The sequence below is a fragment of the Microbacterium sp. NPDC064584 genome (genome assembly GCF_040687315.1).
In the GTDB taxonomy this organism is placed as follows: domain Bacteria; phylum Actinomycetota; class Actinomycetes; order Actinomycetales; family Microbacteriaceae; genus Microbacterium; species Microbacterium lacus.
This window is the reverse complement of the sequence record NZ_JBFBMZ010000001.1, coordinates 799,853-825,085: the sequence shown is the minus strand read 5'-3', so window position 1 is coordinate 825,085 and position 25,233 is coordinate 799,853. Positions and strand designations below refer to the sequence as shown.

Sequence of the window (25,233 nt, the reverse complement as noted above, 5' to 3'; positions counted from 1 at the left end):
CCTGGGCGCGGCCGTCGCTGCCGAGTTGAATCGTCATCACCGCATCGGGGCAGTCGCTCCGAGGTCGAGCGAGGAGGCCACCGTGGATGTCGAAGACAACGTCGTCACCGAGATGACGGCCGAGGAGTGCTGGCATCTCCTCGCGCACGCGCAGCTCGGCAGACTCGCGCTGAGCGTGCGCGATGACGTGGACATCTTCCCGATCAACTTCGTCGCGCACGAGGGCGCCCTCTACTTCCGGACTTCTCCGGGCTCGAAGCTCGCAGAGTTGACCGCGAATCCGCGCGTGGCGCTGGAGGCCGATCGCTACGACGACGAGACCGCGGCCAGTGTCGTGGCCAAGGGCGTCGCCGAGCGCCTCGATGCGCAGGACGACATCGACCGTGCCGACGCCCTGGGCCTCGAGCCCTGGATCCCCACGCTCAAGTACCGCTGGGTGCGCATCACCCCGTCCCGGCTCTCCGGCCGCCGGTTCCGCCGCGCGCCGGAGCCGGACCGCTACGCCGTCGTCGACGGCGGCCCCACGAGCTGACGTCCGACCGCTGTGTCAGTGCGTCGGACGCGGCGGGAAGTGCGGGATCGGAATGGGTCCGGTCGCGGTGCGGTCGGGATGCTGACCTCCGCGCTCCGGCGGCCTGATCGGCTCGTGCGAGCCGGTCGTCGTGACAGGAGGGGCGGCGGGGGCGGATGTCGCGTCTTTTCGGAAGCGCCGACCGGTCACCGAGGCCGGGGTGATGCGCACGAAGTCGTGCTTCTCGGTCGGACTCGCGGATCGGAGCATCTCGACGCCGGACTCGTGGATCTCGGCATCCGAATCGAGGCGCACGGCTGATCCGCGGATCACGACGCTCCAGTGCGAGAGCGGGTCCTCCCCGTCGATCTCGAATGCGACGCCGGGGTGCGCCGCGATGTCCATGAGCTTGGATCCGGGCGCCGACCGGAGGAAGACGGAACCGCTGTGCACGGTGAAGTTGACCGGAAAGAGATCCGGGACGCCTTTGTCGCCCGCCACCGCGAGCCGACCGAGCGACGTGCTCTCCAGCAGCCGCCAGCATTCGGTCGTGGTGAGGTGCTCGATGCCCTTGTCGTCGTTCGTCATGGCGGACTCCTCTCACTCACCCCCCAGTCCACTCCGATCCGGCTCTGTTCGCTAGGCCGAAGGTCCTCCGCCCCCTCCGCTCCCTTCTCCTCTGTCCCGCGTTCCGCCCCGAGATGGTGGGTTCTCCGCCGAGATGGTGCCTCCTCCGCCGAGATGGTCGGTTTCTCCGCGAGATGGTGCACACCACCTCGGGAGAAAAGGGACCACCTCGGGAGAAAAGGGACCACCTCGGGAGAAAAGGGACCACCTCGGCGGGAAAGGGACCACCTCGAGGGCGCGAGAGAGGACGCGCGGGCACGCGACGGGGCCGGGCGCCTTCCGACGCCCGGCCCCGTGATGCGCGGCTACTTCGCGATCTGGACCACGCCGTAGTCGTTCGTCGCGGCGCTGCGGTAGAGCAGCAGCAGGCCGGTCTGCGTCGACGCTCCGGCGGCGGCGGTCGCCTTCACGTCGATCGTCGAGTTCGACTTCGCCGGCACCGTCAGCGTGCCGGACGAGGGCGTGTACTTCACCTCACCGGCGGTGAACGTCTGACCCTCGATCGAGTCGGTCGTCGCCCCGGTGAAGTAGTTGTCGAACGCGTACACGCTGTAGCCGAACGTCTGTCCCGGCGCGATGCCGAGCGCCGACATCGGCGCGGTGAGGATCTGCGTCGACGAGTTGAATCCTCCGTCGACGTAGAAGTACGCCGTGCTCGCACCGGTCGCGAGGTTCGCGACGTAGACGACGGTCTGGCCGGTGAGGGCGAACCCGCCCAGTTCGGCGTTGTAGACGATGTAGTCGTCGGTCCCGTCGTTGTTCGAGTCGACGTACACGTCGAACTCGGCCGGGTAGTTCAGCACGGTGCGGCGGTCGTACGTCGCGACGCCGAACTGGACGAAGCCCGGCTCCGGCTCGCGCACACCCACCGCGGCGAGGTCGATGATCGCCGCGTTGCTGCCCGGCGACCCGGGCTCACCCGGCGCGGGGTCGGGCAGCTCGGGGCTCGTGCCGGTCAGGGCGAAGATCTCCACATCCCCGCTCGCCACCGACGACGTGTTCTTGACCTTGACCGATCCGGTGCCGTCCTTCTTGAGCTTGAGCGACGAGCTCGCGCTCACCTCGGCGGCCTTCTTCGGCAGGACGGTCCAGCCGATCTTCACGCTGTCGCGCTCGGATGTCGCCGTGATCCAGCCGTCGAACTCGGGTCCGTTCAGCAGCGACCCGTCGCCACCGGTGGCGCCCACGTCGTTGAAGGGCCAGTCCTGCAGCTTCGAGCCGTCGATCGTCACCTTGACCTTGATCTTCTGGCTCTTGCCGGCACCGAGGTTGACGCTGTTCGGCGCGAACTTGAGCGCGACCGCACCGCTGGCCTGATCGGCCTCCTCGCGGAAGCTCGCGGCGAGGTCGTACTTCAGCTTCGTGTCGCTCGTGTTCGTGAGGGTGAGCTCGACGTCGGTGGAGTAGTTCGACTTCGTCGTGATCGACGGGATGCCGAGACCGATGTTTCCGCCGGCGCCGGGCGTCGTCAGAACGCTGGCTGCGTCCGCCGCCGCGGCGACCCGCACTTCACCCGCGCCGATGCGCGAGATCGGCGTCGTGATGAAGCCGTCCGCGGTCGGAGTGCGGTTGGTGTTGTCCGCACCGTTGAGCAGACGCGCCTTGATCGTGAGCGGCGTGGCGTCCGGGAACTTGTCGATCAGCAGCGCCGCGGCACCGGAGACGACCGGGGCGGCACCGGAGGTTCCGCCGAAGTTCGTCTCTTCCGTCGCCGTGCCGGTCTCGGCCGACAGCCATGCGCCGGGGGCGCCGATGTCGGGCTTGGCCCGGTTGTCGCCCATCGTCGTGCCGCGGCTCGACGTGCCGACCATCGTGTTCGACAGCGAGATCGCACTGGCCGGATCGATCGTCGCGGTGACGGGCCCGGTGGCGAGGGCGGCCACGAGAGCCTGACCCGCGGACTGGGAGATGCTGAATGTCGGAACGGTGACCGGGACGGTGCTGCCGAAGCTGAAGCTGGGCGGGTCACCGGGGGCGTTGTTGTAGATGATGACGGCGATCGCACCGGCATCCTGGGCGAAGACCGCCTTGTCCGACACGTTGCACGAGCCGCGCGAGACGAGCGCGATCGAGCCGGCCGGGAAGGACGAGTAGGCGCCTGCCGAGCAGCCGATGCCGCCCGCATCCGTCGGTCGCGCCAGCGGAGCGGAGATGACCCCCGTCGGCGCGGGCGACCAGGACTGCAGCACGGCGTTCGTGATGGTGGTGCCGGCGCTGGTCTGGATGACCCACTGCAGGTCGTCCGGCAGCGAGGTCTGCGCGACGCTGATCACGCCGGGCGCCGACGACGGCGACCCGACGATGAAGGGACGGTCGGCGGAGTTGCCTGCGGAGGCGACCACGACCACACCTGCGTTGACGAGGTTGTTCGCGGCGAACGCCGAGTCGTCCTGCTCCTGGCCGTACGACGAGCCGAGGGACATGTTGACGACGTCGACCGCGTCGGAGATGTCCCCGTCGCCGTTCGGGTCGAGGGACCAGTCCAGACCCTGGAGGATCGCGACGCCGCTGCACGAGGTCGACACCGACGAGCAGACCTTCACGCCGTAGAGGTCGACGCCCGGGGCGATGCCCAGATGCGAGCCGTCGGCGCTCCGGCCGCCGATGATGTCGGCGACGTGCGTGCCGTGGCCCGCTTCGGGTCCCGCGTCGATCGGGTTGGGGTCCTGGACGAGGTCGGAGTTCGGCCAGTTCTCGCCGACGAAGTCGTACCCGCCCTTGACCTTGGGGGCTCCTTCGCCGAAGAGCGTGGCGCAGATGCCGGCCACGGGGGCCGCGGCTCCCGCGAAGCACTCGTCGGTCACGGCCTGGTCGCCGGGTCCGCCGAGGTTGAGGTGGGTGAAGTCGATGCCCGAGTCGAGCACGGCCACCTTCACGCCCGTGCCGTCGATGCCCTGCGCGTGCAGCGGGGCGGCCTGGACGTAGTCGATCGCCTGCGCGAGGCTGCCCGACTCGACGGTCTCCTCCGCGGCCGCCGTCACGATGTCCTTCTCGTACGTGCGGATCGGGTTGATCGAGATGACGTTCGGGAGAGCCGCGAGGCTCTCCAGCTGCCCGGCGTCGACCGAGACCGCGACGATGTTCGCGGCGAGGTCGGTGCGGGCGAGCTCGGTCACACCGAGATCATCGGCCGCGGCGACGAACTCGTCCTGCTGCGCGTTGACGCGGTCCTTCTGCGCCAGCTGGTCGGATGCCCCGGGCACGGTGCCGTCGGCGATCGCCCCTTCGGGCACCGTCTCGGCGATCGCCGGTTCGGCGAGCCGGACGCTGACCTCCACCGCACCCGATGCCCTCTTCAGGCTGTCGGCGAGACCGCGAGGAGTCGGGGTGTCGTACCCGTCGCCGGTCGCGGCGTCGGGCAACGTCGGTGGAGATATCGGATCAGCCGCCCATGCCGGCGCGGAGCCGAAGATCAGGGCCGGAACGGCGATCGCGGCGATGACCGCGGACATGAGGGCGCGTGGGCGAGAATGCATGACACTCCTGGGGGGATTGAGGTCCTGACTCCGGGACCGACGACGCCGTCCGCCCCGACTGCCGAGCAGTTCGATGAGTCTATGTGCGACCTATCCCTCTGGCAATGGTCTTGCGCGTCGGCCCGCCTCCCGCTCTCCCGGACCGCTCAGGCGAGGGTGTCGAGGATGTCGGTGAGCGTCTCGAACGTCGTGAGCGGACTGATGATCGCGAACCTCAGCACCGTCTCCCCCGCGTGGGAGCTCGGGACGACGAAGGCCCGCTGGTCCTCCAGCAGCCGGTCCGACCACGCCTGGTAGTCCGCCGGCGACCAGCCCTCCCGCCGGAAGACGACGACCGAGAGCTGGGGCTCGCGGACGAGCGAGACCCCTTCTCGAGCGGTGATCTCGTCGGCGATGCGACGAGCCAGACGGATGCCGCCGTCGATCGCGGCCCGGTAGTGCTCGGTGCCGTGCGTCGCGAGCGAGAACCACAGCGGAAGTCCGCGCGCACGCCGCGTGAGCTGGATCGCGAGGTCGGACGGGTTCCAGTCGGCGGATTCGGTGAGCGTGTCGAGGTATTCGGCTTTCTGCGTGTGCGCGGCGAGGGCTACGGAGGGATCGCGGTAGATGAGCGCGCACGCGTCGAACGGCGCGAAAAGCCACTTGTGCGGGTCGACGATCACCGAGTCCGCCTCGCCGACACCTTCGAAGGCCGGCCGCATGCTCTCGACGAGCATCGCGGCGAGCCCGTAGGCGCCGTCGATGTGCAGCCAGACGTCCCTCCCACGCGTCGCCGCGGCGACCGAGGCGATGTCGTCCACGATGCCGAAGTTCGTGGTGCCGCCCGTGGCGACGACGGCGAACACCGCTGGGCCGTGCTCGTCGAGCAGAGCGCTCACGGATTCGCCATGCAGCCGCCCCTCGGCATCCGGTGCCGCGGTGATGACGTCGACGTCCATGACCGCGGCCGCCGACGCGATCGAGGAGTGCGCCTCCGCACTGCAGACGATGATCCAGCGCGCGGGGTCCTCGCGCCCGACCTGGCGATTGCGTCGCCGCGCCACGTCGCGCGCGGCGACGAGAGCGGACAGATTGCCGATCGTGCCGCCCTGCACGAAGACGCCGCCGGCGCCCTCGGGCAGGCCGAACTCGCGCGCGAGCCAATGCAGGACCTCGTTCTCGGCGTAGACCGCCCCCGCACCCTCCATCCACGACCCGGCGTAGATCGCCGACGCGGAGACCACGACGTCGAACGCGAGGGCGGCCTTCGTCGGCGCGGACGGGATGAACGACAGGTATCCAGGGTGGTCGGTGGAGATGCAGGCCGGTGCGAGCACGTTCTCGAACAGCCCGATCGCCCGTCGCGCCCCGATGCCGTCGGCGGTGATCGATCCCGACGCCAGCCGGGCCAGGTCGCGCGGCGACATCGCCTTGTCGAGCGGGATGTCCTGAAAGAGCGCACGTCGTCGGGCGTAGTGCAGCACCTCGTCGACGGTGTCGCGGGTGTCGTCCGAGATGGCGTGCATGTGATCTGGTTCGGGCGCGTGGGTCATGCCAGACAGTCTGTCGCGCCCGCGCGCATACGGCGAGCGTGTCACCGATTCAGGAACCGGGTGAGCCATCCGTCCCGCGCAGCCGCCGCCGCACGGGAGAGCGCCGCCTGGGGAGCGAAGTTCTCGAACCCGTGGAATCCTCCCGGCCAGACGTGCAGCTCGGCGTCGCCGCCTCCCGCCCACATGCGCGACGCATACGCGACGGTCTCGTCGCGGAAGACCTCGGCGCTGCCGACCGAGAGGAACGCGGGCGGCAGACCGCCGAGGTCGATCGCGCGGCCCGGGGCGGCGGCATCCGTGACGGCATCGCCACCGCGCCGGTCGCCGAGGAGGGCCGACCACCCGGTCGCGTTGCTCGTGCGGTCCCATACGCCCCGGCCGTCGATCTGGTGGGCCGACCCGGTGTCGTTACGGTCGTCGAGCATCGGGCTCACGAGCACCTGCGCGGCGATCGCCGGCTCATCGCGGTCGCGGGCCAGCAGGCAGACACCGGCGGCCAGTCCCGCCCCGGCACTCTGCCCGGCGACGATGATCCGGCCGGGGTCGATGCCGAGCTCGTCGGCGTGCTGCGCGATCCAGCGCGCCGACGCGAAGCAGTCCTCGACCGGCGCCGGGTCGGGATGCTCCGGTGCGAGTCGGTAGTCGATCGTGATCACGACGGCACCGTGGCTCGCGATGAACGGCAGATATGCGCCGACGCCGCCGAACCGGTTGCCGAAGACCATCCCTCCGCCGTGCAGATACAGGATGCCGGGGCCCGGTGCATCCTGCGCGGGCGAGCGGAAGACCGATGCGTTCAGGGCCGCCCCCTCGAATCCCGGCACCGTGCGCTGCTCGTGCGTGACTCCGAGGGCGGCCATGAGGCCCCCGACGGTGGGATCCGGCGGAAGCGCGCGGAAACCCTCGATCAGATCGGGGGTGATCGCGGGCGGCACCGTGCCGGCGAGTCGGCTCAGCACCTCGTCGAATTCGGGATCGAACGGCGGAGGCGCACCGTCAGCCATGACTACGGGCCGGTGGGAGTCGTCGGTGCGGCGTCCTCCGCCGGGCCGCCCTTCGCCCCGGGAGTCGTGGCGCTGTTCGCGTTCGCGCTGCGCGCGGTGCTGCCCTGGCCGTTCGACGCCGCTGCGCCGTTCGGGGCGGCGTTGCCGGCCTGCGGGGACGCATTGCCGCTCACCTGCCCCTTACCGTTCGCGTTGCCGTCGGCATTCCCGTTGCCGTTCCCGTTGCCGTTCGCGTTCCCGTTGCCGTTGCCGTTGCCGTTGCCGTTGCCGTTGCCGTTCCCGTTGCCGTTGGCGTTGGCGTTGGCATTCGCATTCGGGCTCGAGTTCGCGTTTCCCTTCGAGTTCGTGTTGCCGGTCGCGCCGGCGTTGGGATTGGCATTGGCGTTGCCACCGACCGCGTTCGGGTTGCCACCGCCCGCGTTCGGGTTGCTTCCACCCGCGTTCGGGTTTCCGCCACCCGCATTCGGGTTGCTCCCACCCGCGTTCGCATTGCCCCCGGCATCCCCGGCAGCGTCGGCTGCCGCGTTGCCGCCGCCGTCCGGGTTGCCCCCGGGTGTACCCGCCCACTCCGGCCGTCCGCCCGCGACCGGATCGTCGGCATCCGCGGGCGCGGTCGGGTCCGTCTGCGGAGACTCGTCGACGAGCGGGCCGGTCGGCGACACCTGATCCGCCCCGTCTTCGCTGAACACGGCGCGGTGGATCGTGCTCGAGGAGTGAGGGGTGAGCGGCGCGTCGTTCACCGCGACGATCAGCATCTGGGCGGGCGGCACGATCATCGCGACCGCCACGGCGCACGCGGCGACCTTGCCCACGACCGACAGGGCCGCCGCACCCGTGCTGCCGCCAACGGAAGCGAGCAGCGCGGTGGACGGTGCCGCAGCGGATGCCGAGGCGAGCGCCGCGGGACCGATCGAGGTCGAACCCACACCGAAGCGCGCGGCCCACGCCGCAAATCCACCGCCGGTGACCACGAGGGGCAGCAGGGCGAGCGCGAGCCGGCCGGGGGTCAGCAGTTCGGACAGCTCGTCGACGATCGAGCGGCAGTGTCCGCAGCCGGTCAGGTGGTGCTCGACCCGGAGGCGATCACGTCGCGAGAGACCCCGTCGCGAGTGCGCGCCGAGCAGCGGCGAGATCGCCTCGCAGCCCCGGTCGAGGTCGGACGGGGCACCGACATGCTGCTGCACCCAGGCCGTCCGCAGCGCTTCGCGCGCGCGGAAGGACAGTGCGGAGACCGCATTCGCGTTCATGCCCAGGATCTCGGCCGTGCGCTCCCGGCTGAAACCCTCGACCTCGAGGTACCACAGCACCTCCTGCCACCGCGCCGGCAGCGACAGGAAAGCCTTGGCCGTGGTCGATCCGTCGAAGCTGCGGAGAGAGGCGACATCGGCGCCGCGATCGCCGACGACCTCCTCGATCGCGTCACCCGCGTCGACCGTCCGGCGCGCACGCACCATGGAGACGAACGTGTTGCGCACCGCTGAGCGGAGGTAGAAGCGGAAGTCCTCCTCGGGGCCCTTCCCCGCGCGAAGGGCGGAGTACACCTTCAGGAACGCCTCGGAGACCACGTCATCGGCATCCGACGAGGTGAGGGTGCGCGCGTACTTGAGCGCGCCCGAAGAGTGCCGCGCGTACAGCGCGGCATACGCACGCCGCGAGCCCTCGCGGGTTGCACGCACGAGCTCGGCGTCGCTCAATTCCCCAAAATCGCTGCGAACATGCGACGACCCCAGATCGTCTGCCATGAGGAATGCCTATCACGCGGATGCCGGCAAAGATAGCCGAAGCGCTCGACGAAGCCCGCGGAGACAGTTGAGGGCCGACGCTGACTTCTGGGGATGAAACCAAGCAGCGACGGCCCAGGCACTGTTGGGGCAGCACCGTGAAGTACATGGAGCTCTACTTCACACACCCAGGACGCCGGGCCGCGCCGTCCATTACGCGGGTTCGTCGGAATTCTTCTGAGCGACGTGCGGGACGGCGAGGATGCGCTCCAGCAGCAGCAGACTCCGGGCGATGTCGACGGCCGGATCGAGGAGCCACTGCGTCTGCAGCCCGTCGGAGGCGGCGATCACGAGGGCAGCCATCTCCTCGGCGTCCACGTCCGTGCGGATCGTCCCGTCTGCCTGACCGAGACGGATCAGACGTGCGATCTCCCCGCGCAGTCGCGCGAAGCGCGCCGAGAAGAACTCGCGGGAGTAGGCCTTGTCGGGCTCGACCGCGCCGGCGAGGAGGGACGTGTACAGCGCGACGAATCCGGGAACGGTCACGTTGCGCTCGGCCGCGGCCACCATCGCGCCCACCACTTCGCGCGGGGCTCCCCCACGCAGCGCCTCCCAGTGCCGCAGCACCTCGACGAGGAGCTCTTCGCGTGAGCCGAAGTAGTGCAGCAGGGCCGCGTGCGAGACCCCGATCCGCTCGGCGATCGCTCGCAGCGACGTACCCTCGGCGCCTTTCGCCGCGAACACCTCGATCGCCCGGTCGAGGATCTCCTGCCGCCGTGCGACGCCCTTCGCGTACGGGCGACGACTCGTCCCGGGTTCGTCGGAGGGCGTCGGCGCGGGCATATCCGAAGCGTACCAAGAAAAACCTCCAGGTGGTGGTTTTCTGTGGTACCGTTCCCAAAAGCTCGCCCGCCCGCAAGAAAGCAGGACCGCTCCATGACCACCCCCGCAATCTCCGTCCAGCTGTGGACGGTGAGAGACGAGCTCACCGCCGACGCCGACGCGACGCTCGCCTCGCTCCGCGAGATCGGCTTCCGCAACGTCGAGGCGTTCGGCTTCGTGACCCGGGCGGACGAGCTCGCCGAGGCATTCACCCGACACGGACTCGCCTCCCCGACCGGCCACGCCTCGCTCGCCTCCGGCACGGAGAACCCGTTCGACCCGACGATCGCCGTCCCCACACCCGACGAGGTCTTCCAGGCCGCGACGAAGCTCGGCATGTCGACCGTGTTCGACCCGTTCGTCGCCCCGGACCGCTGGGAGAGCACCGAGGAGATCCGCAAGACGGCCGAGGCGCTCAACGCCGCGGCGCAGATCGGCGCCGGGTACGGCATCGCGGTGGGGTACCACAATCACAACCAGGAGTTCACGAACCGCATCGACGGACGCTTCGCCCTGGAGATCTTCGCCGAGCACCTCGATCCCGCGGTCGGCCTCGAGCTCGACCTGTACTGGGCCTCGGCCGGCGGCGCCGACGTGGCGGCCCTCGTCGAACGCCTCGGCGACCGCGTCGTGGCCCTCCACGTCAAGGACGGCACGCTCGACCCGCTTCCGTCGCTGGGCACCGTGCCGACCGATCAGGTGCCCGCCGGAGAAGGCGCGGTCGCGCTGACCGCCGCGCTCGATGCCGCGCATGCGGCGCAGTACGCCATCGTCGAGTTCGACGCCTACCCGGGTGACATCTGGGCGGGCGTCCGCACCGGGTACGAGTTCCTCGCGGCTCGAGGACTCTCCTGATGGCCGCGTTCGCGCCCGTCGGATCGGGCCCCGTCGGCATCGGCGTGATCGGTGCCGGCAACATCAGCGACACGTATCTGGAGAACCTGAACAGCTTCCCCGACGTGGAGGTGCTCATCGTCGGCGATGTGCTGGCCGAGCGGGCCGCCGCGCAGGCGCAGAAGCACGGGGTGCCGGCATCCGGAACCGCGGAGGACGTCCTCGCCCACCCCGGTGTCGAGCTCGTGATCAACCTCACGATCCCCGCCGCGCACGTCGAGGTCTCCTCTCTCGCGATCGCCGCGGGCAAGCACGTCTGGAGCGAGAAGCCCATCGGCATCGACCGCGAGAGCGCTCGGGCGCTGCTCGCGCAGGCCGATGCCGCGGGCCTTCGGGTCGGGATCGCCCCGGACACCGTGCTGGGGCCCGGCATCCAGTCCGCCAAGCGGGCGATCGAACGCGGTGACATCGGCCGACCGCTCTTCGCGCAGACGAGCATGCAGTACCAGGGCCCCGAGGTGTTCCACCCGAACCCGGGCTTCCTGTACGCGAACGGCGCCGGACCCCTGTTCGACATGGGCCCGTACTACCTGACCACGCTGATCTCGATCCTCGGTCCGGTGGCGACGGTCGCCGCGATGGGGCTCAAGCAGGTCGAGGAGCGCACGATCCTCGTGGGGCCGGATGCCGGGCAGACGTTCCCGGTCGAGGTCCCTTCGACGATCAACGTGCTCGCGACGTTCGAGGGCGGCGCCCAGTCGCAGTCGCTCCTGAGCTTCGACTCGGCGCTGCGCCGCCAGGGCTTCTTCGAGATCTCGGGCACGGAGGGGACGATCGTGCTGCCGGATCCGAACATGTTCACGGGACGGACCGCCATCACGCGCCCGTTCGGCCACCGGGGCTCCGACCCCGCCCTCGCCGCCGTGGCCGAGCAGGAGTTCACGGAGGTGCCCGAAGAGGGTGTCGTCGTCGGCCGAGGACTCGGCGCGCTCGACATGGCGCGGGCGATCCGCACGGGCCGCCCGCATCGCGCGACCGGCGAGCTCGGCTACCACGTGCTGGACACGATGGCCGCCGCGCAGGACTCCGCCGCTCGCGGCGAGTTCGTGACGGTCGAGAGCACGGTCGAGCCGATCGCGGCGGTGCCGGTCGACTTCGACCCGTTCGCCCGCACGCTGTAGAAGACACGCAGAACGGCCGGGCCCCCGGGCCCGGCCGTTCTCGTTCGTCCTAGACGGTCGCGTCGCGCTTGGGCAGCACCCATCCGGGCCGCACGAAGTGGCACGTGTAGCCGTGCGGGATCCGCACGAGGTAGTCCTGGTGCTCGGGCTCGGCCTCCCAGAACGGGCCCGCGGGCTCGATCGTGGTGACAGCCTTGCGGGGCCAGAGCCCCGACGCGTCGACGTCGGCGATCGTGTCGCGCGCGATCCGCTCCTGCTCGGCATCCAGCGGGAAGATCGCCGACCGGTAGCTCGTGCCGATGTCGTTGCCCTGGCGGTTCAGCGTCGACGGGTCGTGGATCTGGAAGAAGAACGCCAGGATGTCGCGGTACGTCGTCTTCGTGGGGTCGAAAACGATCTCGACGGCCTCGGCGTGGCCCGGGTGGTTGCGGTAGGTCGCGTGGTCGTTCGCTCCGCCGGTGTAGCCGACGCGGGTGTCGAGCACGCCGGGCTGGCGACGGATCAGGTCCTCCACGCCCCAGAAGCAACCGCCCGCGAGGACGGCGGTCTCGGTTCCGGGGGTGCGGGTGATCTCGCCGGTGTCGTTCGGTCCGCTGGTCATGATGCGTTCTCCTGTGTGGTGGTCGTGTCGAAGAGGCTGCGGTAGTCACCGTAACCCTGCTCCTCGAGCTGTGCGACGGGGATGAAGCGCAGCGCGGCGGAGTTCATGCAGTAGCGCAGGCCCCCGGCATCCCGGGGTCCGTCGTCGAAGACGTGCCCGAGGTGGCTGTCGGCGCCCGACGAGCGCACCTCGGTGCGCTTCATCCACAGCATTCCGTCCACCTTCTCGGTGACGGCTGCGGGCTCGATCGGGCGGGTGAAGCTCGGCCAGCCCGTGCCGCTGTCGTACTTGTCGGTCGACGAGAACAGCGGCTGGCCCGAGACGACGTCGACGTAGATGCCGGGCTCGTGGTGGTTCCAGTACTCGTTGCGGAACGGCGGCTCGGTGCCGTCGTCCTGCGTGACGCGGTACTGCGCGGGGGTCAGCCGGCTCAGGGCGTCGGCCGTCGCGCGGTAGTCGTGGGACATGGGTTCCTCCTCGGTCGACGCGGCTGGCTGCCGCGTCACTTCAACAGAACCGCGCCGCCGGGGTTTTTGGTCCCGTCAAACTGTGAGCGCGCCGTGAGTTCGTCCGCGTCACGGACGATGGGCGGCCAAGAAGCGCGCGACCTCATCGAACGCCCTATCCCCCTCGGGCACCTGCACGTCCGGGAAGAAGTAGAAGCCGTGCGGCATGCCGTCGGGGAAGTATCCGGCCACCGGGGTGCCCGCCTCCCGCAGCAGGTCGGCGAAGGCACGCGCAGAGTCCACGATCGGGTCGTGCGTCCCCGTCGCGATCACGGTCGGCGGGTAGTCCGCGAGGTCGCCGTAGATCGGGCTGACGAGCGGGTCCGTCCACGGCGTGGTCGGCACGTAAGCGCCCCGGATGAAACCGAAGAAGGCGCTGTCATACACGATCCCGCGGGGGGCCATCGCCTGGAACGAGGGCCACCTCTCGGCGACGAAGTCGACGAACGCTCCCAGCAGCACGACCGCGGACGGCACCGGCACCGCATCGGCCCGGGCGCGCAGAGGCAGAGCCGCCGCGAAATTCGAACCGGCCGAATCGCCCGCCGCCCCGACCCACGCCGGGTCGCCGCCCACCCGGGCCGCGTCCGCGCGCAGCCAGCGGTACACGTCGTAGACGTCCTCCAACGGCGTCGGGAAGGGGTACTCCGGCGCGAGCCGGTAGTCCGCCGAGACGACGAGCATGCCGTTGTCCCGCGCGAGTCGCCGCGTGATGTAGTCGGTGTCATCGGAGCTGCCCACGGTGAATCCTCCGCCGTGCACGTAGAGCAGAACCGGAAGCAACTCTGCGGGCGATGCTGAGCGCGGCCGATAGACCTGGCACCGCGCGACACCCCCGCTCACCGGCAGGTACACCACCGTGACCTCGACGTCCGGGACGGCCTCGGCACCGGTGGGAGGCACGAGCGCCGGGTCCGGCGCGACATGGGCGCCGCCCCCGACGTAGCCGGTGCGCACCGGGATGATCATCATGTCGCGCAACGCGACGGGCGCGCGGTTGTTCGCGATCACGCGGTAGGACGGCATCGCCGGATCGTCCGGGTCGATGTAGCTGAGGCCGTCGATGGGCCGCACGACGGTCACATCCTCCTGACCGTCGGGGATGGAGAGAAGAACCTGATCGATCATCCGCAATCTGCTTTCCGAGCCGTACGAAGGGTCGGCCGCAGACTACCAAGCCGCTTCAGAGCGCGGGGCGCCGCATCCGGTTGGACAGGCTGGAGCCGGCCAGCACGCCGAGGGCGATCGCGACCATCGTGGACAGCGTCGCGACGAGCGAGGAGCCCGCGGCCGAATCACCGCCGAGCACGTCGGCGACCCCGACGAGGCCGAGGGCTCCGGGGACGAGCAGCCAGAACGCGGGGGTGAAGCTGATGAGCGCCGCCGGCCCGGAGGGCTGCCGGGCCACGAGCGCCGTCACCGGCGTCACCACGAGCGCCCCGATGAACGCCGACAGCACACCGCCGAGCACGAGACCGCCGAGGATCTGCGCCGAGTACGCGACGTAGAGGACGAGCAGGATCCAGCCGATCGTCCGCCGCGGCGCGCACCGATGCACAGAGATCGCCATCCCGAACACCGCGACCGCGACCCACGGCGCGAACGGGCCGAGCATCTCGGGGTTCTTGCTGAAATCCACGTCCGGCACCCCGACGACCGCGCCGGCGGTGACGATCCCGGCGCCGAGCAGGACGAGCTGCATCCCCCCGGCGGCAAGACGCCCCGCGCCGGAGATCATGTTGCCCGTGGACAGTTCGAGCACGGCCGTGGTCAGCAGGGCCCCGGGGAGCAGGACGACGAGCGGCGCGATGAGCGCGGACAGGATGCCGGAACCCCAGCCCCCGCGCAGCAGCAGGAACACCACGAGCGCCACGCCGAAGGCGATCGCGACGGTGATGAGGGCGGAGTACCGTCGCGGCACGCGCTCGCTCACGAGAAGCGCGGCGCCGGTGATCAGGCCGAGTCCGGCCGACAGCGACACTCCGGTCCACGTCGAACCGAGCAGCACCGCGAGCGCGCCGCTGAGGAAGCCGTACGCGACCACGCGAACGACCCGCCCGTAGGTCGGTGTCATGTCCCGGACGCGGGCGATCTTCTCGATCGTGGACTGCGGGTCGAGCAGGCCCGTGCGTGCGGCATCCACCGTCCGCTGCACCTCGTCGATCTGCGAGAACAGCAGTTGCCCGTCACCGCTGGCCGTGGCTCCGGTGCGGTGCTGACCGTCGCCGCGCGCCGACACGAGGAGGGCATTGGGGAAGACCAGGGCCTGGCTCTCGGGAAGCCCGTTCGTCTCGGCGATGTCCGCCAGCACGTTCTGGATCGTCTCGACCGAGTACCCGGCGTCGGTCATGGCGCCGCCGACCGCCTCCGTCGCGGCGAGCGTGGCGGCGGCATCCGGTTTCGCGTCCTCGGCGATCGGGAGCGAACCCGTCATGAGCGCGGCACGCGCGCCGATCGCGATGTCGCGTTCGGCGCGGGAACGGCGGGCGAGCAGGAAGAGACCCGCCGCGACGAGGACGATGGCGGCGGCGAGCGCAGAGAACGCGATGGGTGGCACGGGGGACCTGTCTTCGGGTGACGCTTGCATCATCGCAGGGGAATGCGCGGGGCGCGAGTGGGCTTGTCGCCCGTGTGGGGTCCGAGGAGAATGCACGCGTATGGCCGAACTGACGCTCATCCAGCGCTCACCCGATCCGGAGCAGTCCTCGGCGCGCTCGCGGTCGCGCCGCTCGATCGCCGAGAAGGTCCGCTCGCTCGGCCAGAACCGCATCGGCGCCCTGGTCCTGCTGCTCGCCACCGTCGCCGCGGTCGCCTGGGCGAACGTGTCGATCGGGTCGTACGAGACCTTCTGGGACACCGAGCTCATGATCGGCGTCGGCGACCTGCACCTCGAATTCACTCTGCACGCCCTCGTGAACGACGCGCTCATGGCGATCTTCTTCTTCACCGTCGGGCTCGAGGTGCGGCGCGAGTTCGCGATCGGCGAGCTCACGAGCTGGTCCCGTGCGGTCGTGCCGGTCGTCGCCGCGATCGCCGGACTCGCCCTGCCGGCACTGCTGTTCGTGTGGGTCGCCGCCGACTCCGGTCACGCCTCCGCGTGGGGCGTCGTGATCTCCACAGACACCGCGTTCCTGGTGGGGGCTCTCGCGCTCGTCGGGCCCCGGGTGCCCGGTCGCCTGCGCGTGTTCCTCCTCGCTCTCGCGGTCGTGGACGACATCGGCGCGCTCAGCATCATCGCGCTCGTGTACACCGAGAACTTCACGCCCCTGCCGCTGCTGATCGCCGCGGCCGGGCTCGTCGGCGTCTACTTCACGCGCTACCTCCGCGGGGGCCGAGGCCCGGTGTACGCGACCCTCGCCGTCATCGTGTGGCTCGCCTTCCTCGCCTCCGGCGTGCACCCGACGCTCGCCGGCGTCGCGATCGCGCTCCTCGTGCCCGTCTACCGGCCGGACCGCCGCGATGTCGAGCACGCGCTCGAGCTCGCCCGCACGTTCCGTCAGTCGCCGAACACCGAGTACGCGCGGGCGGCCGCGAACAGCCTGCGCGAATCGATCTCGATCAACGAGCGACTGCAGTCCGCGTACGCGCCGTATGTCGCGTACGTCATCCTGCCGCTGTTCGCGCTCGCGAACGCGGGAGTCCTGATCACCCCCGAGATCCTGGGCGCCGCCCTCGTCTCCTCGCTCACGTGGGGCATCGTGATCGGGCTCGTCGTCGGCAAGTTCCTCGGGATCTTCGGGTCGGCGGCGATCCTGAAGACCCTCCGGCTCGGCGAATTCGGCCCGGGTCTCACGCTCGACCGCATCGCGGGCGGCGCCGCCCTCTCCGGCATCGGCTTCACGATCTCGCTGTTCATCGTCGACATCGCGATCGACGGGGAGGACGCGCAGAACCAGGCCCGTGTCGGCGTCCTCGCCGCCTCCGTGATCGCGTTCCTCGTGGCCACGATCGTCTTCCGCGTCTCGGATGCGTTCCACCCGCGCGAGGACACCGGCCAGACGCTCGTCCGCCCCGTCGACTCCCGCCGCGACCACGTGTTCGGCCGCGACGACGCGCCGTACACGATCGTCGAGTACGGGGACTTCCAGTGCGGGTTCTGCCTGAAGGCGTCGGGGTCGATCCAGGAGGTCAAGGCCGAACTCGGCGACCAGCTCCGCTACGTGTGGCGGCACGCTCCGCTCACGCAGTACCACCCGAACGCCCTCGCCGGTGCGGAGGCCGCGGAGGCGGCATCCCTGCAGGGCAAGTTCTTCGAGTTCGAGCGCGGACTGTTCTCGGATCAGGAGAACCAGCGCCCGTCGGACATCGTCCGCCTCGCCCGCGAGCTCGGGCTCGACGTGGAGAAGTTCGAGCGCGACCTCACCGCTCCGGAGGTCACCGGGCACGTCCGTGACGACATGCTGGATGCCGAGGCGATGGGGATCACGTCGGTGCCGACGCTCTTCATCAACGGCAGGCGCCACACGGGCCCCTACGACGCGCAGTCGCTCATCCGGGCGCTGACCCCGCCGGCACCGGAAGCGACGCCCCCGACCGAGAGGTGACCGACCCATGGGATCCGACCTGAATCCGACGATGTCGCCCGCGCTCACGGACGCGCAGTGGGAGCGACTGTGCGCGTTCGGGACGCCTGTCGACGTCGAGGTGGGCGACTACCTCTTCCGCTCCGGCGATGCCGCGTACGAACTCGCTCTGCTCGAGACGGCGGAGGTCGAGATCGTCCGCGATTCGCTGTGGTGGGTCGAGGAGGCGATCATCACGCGGATGGGTCCGCGCACGTTCGCCGGCGAACTGGGTGTGCTCAACGAGCAGAACGCGTTCCTGTCGGCACGGGTGATCGTGCCGGGGCGCGTGCGCCGGATCCCCCACACCCAGCTGCGGCGGCTCATGGCCGAGGACGACGAACTGTGCGACCTGATCCTGCACGCGCTCTGGGCCCGGCGCGAGTCGCTGCGCGAGGGACCGGCCGCGCTGACGCTCAAGCTCGTCGGCGCCCGCTCCTCGCGGGACTTCCTCGCGCTGCGACGCTTCGCCGAGCGGTTCGGTCTGGCGCACACCGCCGTCGAGATCGACCCGGCCGACCCGCCGGCATCCGCCCACCGGCTCGACCCCGACGATCTGCCCGTCGCGTTCATCCAGGGCGAGCCGATCGTGCGGGCGACCCCGGGCATGGTCGCCGAGCGGCTGGGTCTCAGCTACCAGGCGCACGCCGACGAGATCGTCGACCTGGTCGTCGTCGGCGGTGGACCGGCGGGGCTGGCGGCGGCGATCTACGGCGCCTCCGAAGGTCTCAGCACCGTCCTGCTGGATGCCGTCGCCCCGGGTGGTCAGGCGGCGGCCACGTCGCGCATCGAGAACTTCCTGGGGTTCCCGTTCGGCGTGGCCGGAGGCGACCTGATCGGGCAGGCGTCGCTGCAGGCCCTGAAGTTCGGCGTGCGGGTGTACGCACCGTGCGAAGCGGTGCGCCTCGACCCCGTCGGCGATCTGCTGCACGTGACCCTGACCGACGGGCGGGTCGTGCGGACCCGTTCTGTGATCGTGACCGCGGGCGCCGCATATCGGACGCTCGCGCTGGAGCACTGGGATCGGTTCGAGCGCTCGGGCATCTACTACGCGGCGACCCAGCTGGAGCTCCGCCAGGTGCTGAACGCTCCGGTGGTCGTGGTGGGCGGGGCGAACTCCGCAGGGCAAGCGGCCCTGTACCTCGCCGCGAACGGCTGCCCTGTGCACCTCGTGGTGCGCGGCGACGACCTCGGCGCCCGGATGTCGTCGTACCTCGTCGACCGGCTCGTGGAGGATCCGCGCATCGACGTGCACACCTCGTCGCGCGTCGTGGGCCTGGAGGGGGATGCCGGGCTGGAGCGTGTTCACATCGACAGCCTCGGAACCGTCGACGCGCGGGGCCTGTTCTGCTTCATCGGCGCCGAGCCCGCGACGGGGTGGCTGCGAGGGGTCGACCTCGACGAGGACGGGTTCGTCCGGACCGGGACGGATGTCGCCGCCTACGCGCTGTCGCACTGGCAGAGCCTCGGCCGCGAGCCGCTGCCCTTCGAGACCTCGCTGCCGCGGGTGTTCGCCGCAGGCGACGTGCGGCGTGGATCCATGAAGCGCGTCGCCGCCGCCGTCGGGGAGGGCTCCAGCGCGGTGGCGTCGGTCCATCGCGCCCTGGCCGTCTGAGATGTTTCCGCGCTTTACGCGCGAGGTGACGCCGGGCGCGGCGACCCGTAGTCTCCCGGCATGCCCGAACATCGCGATCCCGCCGACGCGCCGCGCCCCGAGACCACTCGTCCCGACGCCCTCGGCTTCGCGACGCGCCAGATCCACGCGGGCGCGGACCGCATCGACGGGCACCGCCCGCGCGCGACGCCGATCTACCTGACGGCCGGGTTCGAGTTCGCCGACTTCGACCAGGCGAACGAGCGCTTCGTGCAGTCCGACGACGGATACAGCTACACGCGCGTCGGCAACCCCACGAACTCCGCGGTCGAGCGCCGCATCGCCGACCTGGAGGGCGGCGCCGGAGCGCTTCTGGTCGGCAGCGGTCAGGCGGCGGTCTCCACGGCCGTGCTCGCGCTCGCCGCTTCGGGCGACCACCTCGTCTCGGCATCCGGCATCTACGAAGGCTCGCGCGAACTCTTCCGCGACAACTTCTCGCGGCTGGGCATCGAGACCTCGTTCGTGACCGAGGCGAACGACCCGGCCGCGTGGGAGGCGGCCATCCGCCCCGAGACGAAAGCCCTGTTCGCCGAGTCGATCCCGAATCCGCGCAACGAGATCCTCGACATCGCCGCCGTCGCCGCCGTCGCCCGCCGCCACGGCATCCCCCTCATCATCGACAGCACCCTCGCGACGCCCTACCTGCTGCGCCCGATCGAGCACGGCGCCGATGTCGTCGTGCACTCGGCGAGCAAGTTCCTGGCCGGGCACGGCACGGTTCTCGGCGGAGTGATCGTGGATGCCGGGCGCATCGACTGGACAGCAACAGGCGACCGCTTCCCGCACCTCACCCGCACCCCGGGCAGCGACGGACGCACGGTCGCCGAGCGATCGGGCCGCGCCGCGTTCCTGGACTACGCGCGGGCGAACATCGCCCTCCGTCAGGGCCCCTCGCCGTCGCCGTTCAACGCGTTCTTCATCCTGCAGGGCATCGAGACGCTGTCGCTGCGCGTGCAGCGGCACAGCGAGTCGGCTCAGCGCATCGCGGAGTGGCTCGCCGAGCACCCCGCCGTCGAGTCGGTCGACTACAGCGGACTCCCCTCGAGCCCCTATCACGCGCTCGCCGAGCGCTACCTCCCGCGCGGTGCGGGTTCGGTGTTCTCGTTCACGCTGCGCGGCGGGCGGGATGCCGCACGGACGTTCGTGAACGCGGTGGAGCTGTTCACCCGGATGACCCACCTCGGGGACGTGCGCTCGCTCGTGCTCCACCCGGCCTCGACCACGCACGTCAACCGGACCGAGCAGGAGCGGCAGGCGGCAGGGATCGGGCAGGGGCTGCTGCGCCTGTCGATCGGCCTCGAGGACGCCGACGACCTGATCGCCGACCTCGACCGCGCCCTCGGCGCCGTGGAAGCCGCGGAGCTTCTGGAGCGGGCCGGCATCGTATGAGCAAGACGCAGCACTTCGGCTGGTTCCTCTCGCGCGGCTTCGGCCCGCACGGCTGGGCGCGTCCGTACTGGGAGTGGAACTACGACTGGCGCAAGCCCGGGCTCTACCAGGAGGGCGCCCGGACGCTCGAGCAGGCGGGCATGGACTTCGTCCTGATCGAGGACGCCCTCTCGGTCGGGATCAGCCCGGAAACTCTGGATCTGCGGGTGCGCAAGGCCTACGGCGGACCCAAGCACGACCCGTGGACGCTCGCGCCGTACCTCTTCGCCGCGACCGAGCACCTGGGCGTCATCCCGACCGCGAACCCGGCCGGCTGGCACCCCTACACCGCGGCACGGCAGTTCGCGTCTCTGCAGCACCTCTCCGGCGGCCGGCTCGGCCTCAACGTCGTCACCGACGTCGGCTCCGCCCACCACTTCGGCCAGGAGCGCCTGCCGCACGACGCCGCGTACGACCGGGCGCAGGAATGGCTGGACGCCCTGCGCCTGCTCTGGCGCAGCTGGGACGACGACGCCCTGATCGCCGATCCGGAGACCCAGATCTACGCCGACGGCACCAAGATCCGCGCGGTGCAGCACCGCGGGCAGTACTTCTCGTTCGACGGACCGCTCAACGCGGAGCCCCTCCCCTCCGAGCCGGTCGTGGCCTCCCCCGGGGGGTCGCCCCGCGGCATCCGCTTCGCCGGGGAGAACTCGCAGATCCAGCTCGCGCTGTCGAACCTCGACGTCGGTGCCGTGCGCGCCCACCGCGAGAAGGTCCGCGCGGATGCCGTCGCGCACGGGCGCGATCCCGCCTCGATCAAGACGCTGTTCGTGTTCAAGCCGATCGTGGCGGCATCCGTCGAGGAGGCCGACCGCATCGTGGCGGCATCCGCGAACCCCGACGAGGCGGCGCTGCGCGCTGTCGCGGAAGCGTGGTCGAGCGATCTGGAGACCGATCTGACGACGCTCGACCTGGACGAGCCGCTCGATGAGGGGATCTTCGGCGAGCACGTCTCGCGCGGCACGATCAAAGGGCTGCGCGGCCGGTTCGATTCGTTCGAGGGTGTCCCGCTGCGTGAGATCCTCGCGGGCAAGGCCCGGCTCGGCCGCATCGGCGACGGCATCAGCGGCACGGTCGGCACCGCCGACGAGCTCGCCGACCTCATCCAAGCGCTCGGGGACGACGCCGACAACGACGGCCTGATCTTCTCCGGCGACCTGCATCCGGTCACGCTGCACCGCGCCCTGGACGACCTCGTGCCGATCCTGCGGCGCCGCGGGATCCTGCGCTCGGAGTTCGTGCCCGGCGGCCTGCAGGCGAACCTGTCCGCGTTCTGACGCGGTCAGCGCTCGTGCAGGCGAGCGAGCGTGCTGACGACCTCCGCGTGCCAGCGGCGAGCAGCGGGCAGCGCCCCGGTGAACATCCACGTGTCGTGCGTGACCCCGAGATAGCGCACCGCGCTCGCCTCGACCCCGGCCGCGCGCAGCTTCGCCGCGTACGCCGCCCCGTCGCCGCGGAGCGGGTCGTACTCCGCGGTGAGGATCACCGCCTCCGGAAGGCCCGCGTGCGAGGCGGCCCGGAGGGGTGAGGCGAGCGGATCGCGCGCATCCGCCGGCGAGGCGAGATACGTGCGCGCGACCGACCGCAGCTCGCGCAGGGCGATCACGCTCGGGATGCCGAGCGCCCACGTCGCGCGCAGATCCAGGTGCCGGCCGGTGAGGTCCGTCACCGGCACCTCGAGCAGCTGCAGGCGGATCGGAATGCCGCTCCGATCGCGGTTCGCGATCGTCAGGGCGGCGGCGAGGGACCCGCCCGCCGAGATGCCCGCGACGCCGATGCGGTCGGCATCCACCCCGATCTCGGCGGCGTGCGCGTGGATCCACGCCAGCGCCGCGCGCGCCTGTTCGATCTGCGTCGGGAACCGGTGCTCGGGGGCGAGCGCGTAGTCGACGGCGGCGATCGCGACGCCCGCCTCCGCGGCCCGGCGCCGGTTCGCGGCGTCCGTCGTCGGATAGTCGATGCCGCCGATGCGGAACGCGCCGCCGAAGAACGACAGCCAGACCGGCGGGGTCTCCGCGGTCGGCGGGTGGTAGATCCGCACCCGGACCGAGGGGTATCCGGGGACCTCGACCGTGTGCTCGCTCGTGCGCAACTCGGGGCCGGGCGTCCCGACGGTCTTCAGCTCGGTGCGGTCCCACGCGAGAGCAGCGCGTCGGTGCCGCTCGCGCGGGGTCAGTGCGCGGCCCCGCCGCGGGGCGGGGGCCGCGGCATCCGTTTCCCCCCGCAGCCGCCGCCACCACCGCGTCACGCGGGAGCGCAGCGGCGCGATCCGCTGCCCGATCAGGTACCGCCGGTGCACGCGCAGGCGCTCGGCGAAGAAGGGATCGAGCGGCATCGTCCCATCCTGCCCCTTCGAGCGGACGGTGGATGCCGCGGCACAGCATACGGCGGGCGGATGCGCAACCCTCCGCCGGTTCTCAGGCGGCGGGTGTTGCCTCGACCTGTGTCCGCCCATCACTCCCCGCCCCACGTCAGCGTGATCGTCCCGGTGTACGAGCCCGGCCCGACCTTCGACGACCTGATCGCGTCCCTGGATCGCCAGACGATTCCGCCCGGTGCTTTCGAGGTTCTCCTGTGCGACGACGGATCCGGCGAGACGACGCGCGCGCGGCTCGCGGAGGTCGCCCGCACCCGGCCGCACGTGCGTGTCCTGACGCTGCCGCACACCGGCTGGCCGGGGACGCCGCGCAACCACGGGATCGACGCGGCGCGCGGGCGGTACGTGTTCTTCGCCGACCAGGACGACCGCCTCTATCGCGACGCCCTCCGCGCGCTCGCCGCGTACGCCGACGCGCACACGTCGGACGTGGTGATCGGCCGGGTCGTCGGGATCGGCCGGGACATCCCGCGCTCGGTGTTCCGGCGGGACATCCCTCGCGCCGAGCTCGGGCGCGACCCGCTGCTGGCGCTGCTGACGCCGCACAAGCTCTTCCGGACGGCGTTCCTCCGAGATGGCGGCATCCGCTATCCGAACGGCCGCGTGCGCCTGGAGGATCATCTGTTCGTGATGGAGGCCTACTTCCGGGCACGGACGATCTCGATCCTCGCCTCGACGCCCTGCTACGCGTGGCTGAAGAACGCCGGCAGCGCGAGCTCGTCGCGCATCGACCCCGAGACGTACTTCCCGCACCTGGAAGCCGTGCTCGACCTCGTGGAGCGCAACACCGAACCGGGAGCCCTTCGGGACACGCTGCTGCGGCATTGGTACCGCGGCAAGATCCTCGGGCGGCTCGGCGGAAAGCGGATGCGGCGCTACCCGGCCGCCTACCGCGAGCGGTTCCTGGACGCGGTGATCCCGCTCGCCCAGCGCCGGTTCGGGTCTTCCGTCGAGGACGGACTGCCGCTTCCGCTCCGGGTGCGCTCGAGCGTGCTGCGGGCGGGCCGTCGCGAGGACCTCCTGCGCCTGGCCGACTACGACGCCGGCCTGCGCGCCGACGCCCGCATCGTGGCGGCGGAGTGGACCCGCGGCAAGATCGCGCTCACGATCCGCGCGCGCGTGCTCGACACGGACGGCGAGGACCTCACGCCGGACGGCATCGGGCGTGCGCTCGGCCTCGTGATCCCGCCGGGCACGGCGGCGCCGGCGGATCGGGTCGAGCTGCGGCTCGAAGCGTCGCCCGACGCCTTCGAGCGCCGCATCCCCGGTGCGTCGGCGCCCGGGCTGCGCGACGCGCGCGTCGTGATCGACCCGGTCCGCGTGTTCGCGCGTCAGGATCCCTCGGTCGGCGGACGCCTGCGCGCACACGTGCGACGCCTGGGGTGGACCTTCGATGTCCCGCTGCATGCCGATCCGGGGATACTTCGCGCCCTCGGGCCGTCACCGGTGTGGGCCGGGCGCCGGTGCGCCCTCGTCGAGGGCCGCGACGGCGTGGAGCTGCGCCGTCAATGGCCCGCCGGCATTGCGCGCGATCTGATCGCGCGCGGCGCGCGGCGGGCGCGGGGCATGCTCAGCGCATCGCGGCGGGCGCTCAGCGCAGCGCCGCGGGCGTCCACGTCCCCGGGGTCGTGAACGGCGCATCGCGGACGTCGAACTCGGCATCCCCGATCGAGGCGACGCACACGAGCAGCGAGTAGGAGGGGACGCCCTCGAAACTCTGCCGGCGGATGATCGCCGCCGGGTCGTCGCCCGGTAGGTCGGCGGTGCGCTCGACGATGTCCAGCCACGGCTTCCACCATGCGGCGCCCGCGGGAGCGGCATCCTGGAATTCGGGGAGCCACCGGGCGATCCTCGGCGTCTCGGGGTCGTCGACGTCGTCGTGCGCGACCATGTGGATGCCGGGCGGCAGCTCCGTCGTCCGGGAACACAGTCCGTCCCACGCGGTGACGCGGGCGGTGTGCGCCGTCACCTCGACGAGGTTGAACCCGCGCGTCTGCGGGCTGTCGCCGACGGCGCGCCCGGCGGCGGCATCCAGCGCCACCGCACCCCGGGTCGTGACCTCGTCGTCACGGCGGTCGGACAGATCATGGCGGTTCAGCAGGACCGCGAGCGTGCGGGCCTGTTCGTTCGCGGCGAGCCAGGCTCCGCCCGCGCGCGCGTCCCGGATGCCGATCACGCCGGGGTGTGTCTGCGGCCACCACGGGCCGAGGCGATCCCAGGGCCGTCCCGGATCCTCGTCGCGGACGGCGAGGAGGCGGACCGGGCTCGACGAGTCGTCGGGGACGCTGATGATCACGGTGCACACGTCGGCGCCTTCCTGCGTGGGACAATCGG

General features: G+C 71.1%; 20 protein-coding genes. 8 read left to right on the top strand and 12 right to left on the bottom strand.

The features are described from left to right. The first annotated feature begins 82 nt into the window (after nucleotides 1-82). Nucleotides 83-532 carry a pyridoxamine 5'-phosphate oxidase family protein gene (locus AB0P18_RS03960; protein ID WP_363359022.1) on the top strand — a complete coding sequence of 150 codons (450 nt, stop codon included), beginning with the start codon at nucleotides 83-85 and terminating at the stop codon, nucleotides 530-532. Nucleotides 533-547: 15 nt separating this feature from the next. On the opposite strand, the gene AB0P18_RS03955 is transcribed toward AB0P18_RS03960, so the two are convergent. The 6 genes from AB0P18_RS03955 to AB0P18_RS03930 form a co-directional block, all read right to left on the bottom strand. Then, entirely contained in the window at nucleotides 548-1,099 is a 552-nt protein-coding gene (locus AB0P18_RS03955; protein WP_363359021.1) for a pyridoxamine 5'-phosphate oxidase family protein, read from the bottom strand. Between the two features lie 344 nt (nucleotides 1,100-1,443). Next, complete coding sequence (locus tag AB0P18_RS03950; protein WP_363359020.1) at nucleotides 1,444-4,614, bottom strand: S8 family serine peptidase; 3,171 nt, start codon at nucleotides 4,612-4,614, stop codon at nucleotides 1,444-1,446. Nucleotides 4,615-4,760: 146 nt separating this feature from the next. Continuing rightward, nucleotides 4,761-6,146, bottom strand: coding sequence for an aminotransferase class V-fold PLP-dependent enzyme (locus tag AB0P18_RS03945; RefSeq protein ID WP_363359019.1), 1,386 nt, complete (start codon nucleotides 6,144-6,146; stop codon nucleotides 4,761-4,763). Between the two features lie 41 nt (nucleotides 6,147-6,187). Further along, on the bottom strand, nucleotides 6,188-7,150 hold the full coding sequence (locus tag AB0P18_RS03940) for an alpha/beta hydrolase (protein ID WP_363359018.1): 963 nt from the start codon (nucleotides 7,148-7,150) through the stop codon (nucleotides 6,188-6,190). Nucleotides 7,151-7,152: 2 nt separating this feature from the next. After that, entirely contained in the window at nucleotides 7,153-8,892 is a 1,740-nt protein-coding gene (locus AB0P18_RS03935; protein WP_363359017.1) for a sigma-70 family RNA polymerase sigma factor, read from the bottom strand. Nucleotides 8,893-9,084: 192 nt separating this feature from the next. Next, complete coding sequence (locus tag AB0P18_RS03930) at nucleotides 9,085-9,714, bottom strand: TetR/AcrR family transcriptional regulator (RefSeq protein WP_363359016.1); 630 nt, start codon at nucleotides 9,712-9,714, stop codon at nucleotides 9,085-9,087. 93 nt (nucleotides 9,715-9,807) lie between these two features. Here AB0P18_RS03930 and AB0P18_RS03925 point away from each other — a divergent pair, with 93 nt between their 5' ends. Both AB0P18_RS03925 and AB0P18_RS03920 read left to right on the top strand, forming a co-directional pair. Then, nucleotides 9,808-10,608, top strand: a complete 801-nt coding sequence (locus AB0P18_RS03925) for a sugar phosphate isomerase/epimerase (RefSeq protein WP_363359015.1) — start codon at nucleotides 9,808-9,810, stop codon at nucleotides 10,606-10,608. Further along, a complete protein-coding gene (locus AB0P18_RS03920) occupies nucleotides 10,608-11,768 on the top strand; it encodes a Gfo/Idh/MocA family oxidoreductase (RefSeq protein WP_344051570.1) in 1,161 nt (386 codons plus the stop codon). Before AB0P18_RS03925 ends, AB0P18_RS03920 begins: the two co-directional genes overlap by 1 nt. A 49-nt stretch (nucleotides 11,769-11,817) precedes the next feature. Here the strand turns inward: AB0P18_RS03920 and msrA are convergent, their stop codons facing one another. The 4 genes from msrA to AB0P18_RS03900 all read right to left on the bottom strand — a co-directional run bounded on the left by msrA (nucleotide 11,818) and on the right by AB0P18_RS03900 (nucleotide 15,432). Beyond that, nucleotides 11,818-12,369, bottom strand: coding sequence for a peptide-methionine (S)-S-oxide reductase MsrA (msrA, locus tag AB0P18_RS03915; RefSeq protein ID WP_344051568.1), 552 nt, complete (start codon nucleotides 12,367-12,369; stop codon nucleotides 11,818-11,820). Beyond that, nucleotides 12,366-12,836 carry a peptide-methionine (R)-S-oxide reductase MsrB gene (gene msrB, locus AB0P18_RS03910; RefSeq protein ID WP_344051566.1) on the bottom strand — a complete coding sequence of 157 codons (471 nt, stop codon included), beginning with the start codon at nucleotides 12,834-12,836 and terminating at the stop codon, nucleotides 12,366-12,368. The genes msrA and msrB overlap by 4 nt, the downstream gene beginning before the upstream one ends. A 108-nt stretch (nucleotides 12,837-12,944) precedes the next feature. Continuing rightward, nucleotides 12,945-14,003, bottom strand: a complete 1,059-nt coding sequence (locus AB0P18_RS03905; RefSeq protein WP_344051564.1) for an alpha/beta hydrolase — start codon at nucleotides 14,001-14,003, stop codon at nucleotides 12,945-12,947. A gap of 55 nt (nucleotides 14,004-14,058) precedes the next feature. After that, nucleotides 14,059-15,432: a threonine/serine exporter family protein gene (locus AB0P18_RS03900; protein WP_344051562.1), complete on the bottom strand. Its 1,374-nt coding sequence runs from the start codon at nucleotides 15,430-15,432 to the stop codon at nucleotides 14,059-14,061. Nucleotides 15,433-15,532: 100 nt separating this feature from the next. Here AB0P18_RS03900 and nhaA point away from each other — a divergent pair, with 100 nt between their 5' ends. Genes nhaA through AB0P18_RS03880 form a run of 4 tightly spaced genes read left to right on the top strand, consistent with a single transcriptional unit; the run spans nucleotide 15,533 to nucleotide 21,799 of the window. Continuing rightward, nucleotides 15,533-17,419, top strand: coding sequence for a Na+/H+ antiporter NhaA (gene nhaA, locus AB0P18_RS03895; RefSeq protein ID WP_363359014.1), 1,887 nt, complete (start codon nucleotides 15,533-15,535; stop codon nucleotides 17,417-17,419). A gap of 7 nt (nucleotides 17,420-17,426) precedes the next feature. Beyond that, nucleotides 17,427-19,052, top strand: a complete 1,626-nt coding sequence (locus tag AB0P18_RS03890; protein WP_363359013.1) for an FAD-dependent oxidoreductase — start codon at nucleotides 17,427-17,429, stop codon at nucleotides 19,050-19,052. Between the two features lie 60 nt (nucleotides 19,053-19,112). Then, complete coding sequence (locus AB0P18_RS03885) at nucleotides 19,113-20,480, top strand: aminotransferase class I/II-fold pyridoxal phosphate-dependent enzyme (protein WP_363359012.1); 1,368 nt, start codon at nucleotides 19,113-19,115, stop codon at nucleotides 20,478-20,480. Continuing rightward, on the top strand, nucleotides 20,477-21,799 hold the full coding sequence (locus AB0P18_RS03880) for an LLM class flavin-dependent oxidoreductase (RefSeq protein WP_363359011.1): 1,323 nt from the start codon (nucleotides 20,477-20,479) through the stop codon (nucleotides 21,797-21,799). The genes AB0P18_RS03885 and AB0P18_RS03880 overlap by 4 nt, the downstream gene beginning before the upstream one ends. A 5-nt stretch (nucleotides 21,800-21,804) precedes the next feature. Here the strand turns inward: AB0P18_RS03880 and AB0P18_RS03875 are convergent, their stop codons facing one another. Continuing rightward, entirely contained in the window at nucleotides 21,805-22,857 is a 1,053-nt protein-coding gene (locus tag AB0P18_RS03875; protein ID WP_344051552.1) for an alpha/beta hydrolase, read from the bottom strand. Nucleotides 22,858-22,965: 108 nt separating this feature from the next. Here AB0P18_RS03875 and AB0P18_RS03870 point away from each other — a divergent pair, with 108 nt between their 5' ends. Next, nucleotides 22,966-24,531, top strand: coding sequence for a glycosyltransferase family A protein (locus AB0P18_RS03870; protein WP_363359010.1), 1,566 nt, complete (start codon nucleotides 22,966-22,968; stop codon nucleotides 24,529-24,531). Here AB0P18_RS03870 and AB0P18_RS03865 read toward each other — a convergent pair. Next, nucleotides 24,491-25,204 carry an NRDE family protein gene (locus tag AB0P18_RS03865; protein ID WP_363359009.1) on the bottom strand — a complete coding sequence of 238 codons (714 nt, stop codon included), beginning with the start codon at nucleotides 25,202-25,204 and terminating at the stop codon, nucleotides 24,491-24,493. The two genes, AB0P18_RS03870 and AB0P18_RS03865, sit on opposite strands and share 41 nt — an antisense overlap. Between the last annotated feature and the right edge of the window lie 29 nt (nucleotides 25,205-25,233).

Bases quoted from the DNA above. Each gene is read 5' to 3' on its own strand.
- AB0P18_RS03955 (WP_363359021.1), bottom strand. From the start codon at position 1,099: ATGACGAACGACGACAAGGGCATCGAGCACCTCACCACGACCGAATGC.
- AB0P18_RS03925 (WP_363359015.1), top strand. From the start codon at position 9,808: ATGACCACCCCCGCAATCTCCGTCCAGCTGTGGACGGTGAGAGACGAG.
- AB0P18_RS03875 (WP_344051552.1), bottom strand. From the start codon at position 22,857: ATGCCGCTCGATCCCTTCTTCGCCGAGCGCCTGCGCGTGCACCGGCGG.
- AB0P18_RS03880 (WP_363359011.1), top strand. From the start codon at position 20,477: ATGAGCAAGACGCAGCACTTCGGCTGGTTCCTCTCGCGCGGCTTCGGC.
- AB0P18_RS03890 (WP_363359013.1), top strand. From the start codon at position 17,427: ATGGGATCCGACCTGAATCCGACGATGTCGCCCGCGCTCACGGACGCG.
- AB0P18_RS03885 (WP_363359012.1), top strand. From the start codon at position 19,113: ATGCCCGAACATCGCGATCCCGCCGACGCGCCGCGCCCCGAGACCACT.
- AB0P18_RS03945 (WP_363359019.1), bottom strand. From the start codon at position 6,146: ATGACCCACGCGCCCGAACCAGATCACATGCACGCCATCTCGGACGAC.
- nhaA (WP_363359014.1), top strand. From the start codon at position 15,533: ATGGCCGAACTGACGCTCATCCAGCGCTCACCCGATCCGGAGCAGTCC.
- AB0P18_RS03905 (WP_344051564.1), bottom strand. From the start codon at position 14,003: ATGATCGATCAGGTTCTTCTCTCCATCCCCGACGGTCAGGAGGATGTG.
- AB0P18_RS03935 (WP_363359017.1), bottom strand. From the start codon at position 8,892: ATGGCAGACGATCTGGGGTCGTCGCATGTTCGCAGCGATTTTGGGGAA.
- AB0P18_RS03930 (WP_363359016.1), bottom strand. From the start codon at position 9,714: ATGCCCGCGCCGACGCCCTCCGACGAACCCGGGACGAGTCGTCGCCCG.
- msrA (WP_344051568.1), bottom strand. From the start codon at position 12,369: ATGACCAGCGGACCGAACGACACCGGCGAGATCACCCGCACCCCCGGA.
- AB0P18_RS03920 (WP_344051570.1), top strand. From the start codon at position 10,608: ATGGCCGCGTTCGCGCCCGTCGGATCGGGCCCCGTCGGCATCGGCGTG.
- AB0P18_RS03950 (WP_363359020.1), bottom strand. From the start codon at position 4,614: ATGCATTCTCGCCCACGCGCCCTCATGTCCGCGGTCATCGCCGCGATC.
- AB0P18_RS03940 (WP_363359018.1), bottom strand. From the start codon at position 7,150: ATGGCTGACGGTGCGCCTCCGCCGTTCGATCCCGAATTCGACGAGGTG.
- msrB (WP_344051566.1), bottom strand. From the start codon at position 12,836: ATGTCCCACGACTACCGCGCGACGGCCGACGCCCTGAGCCGGCTGACC.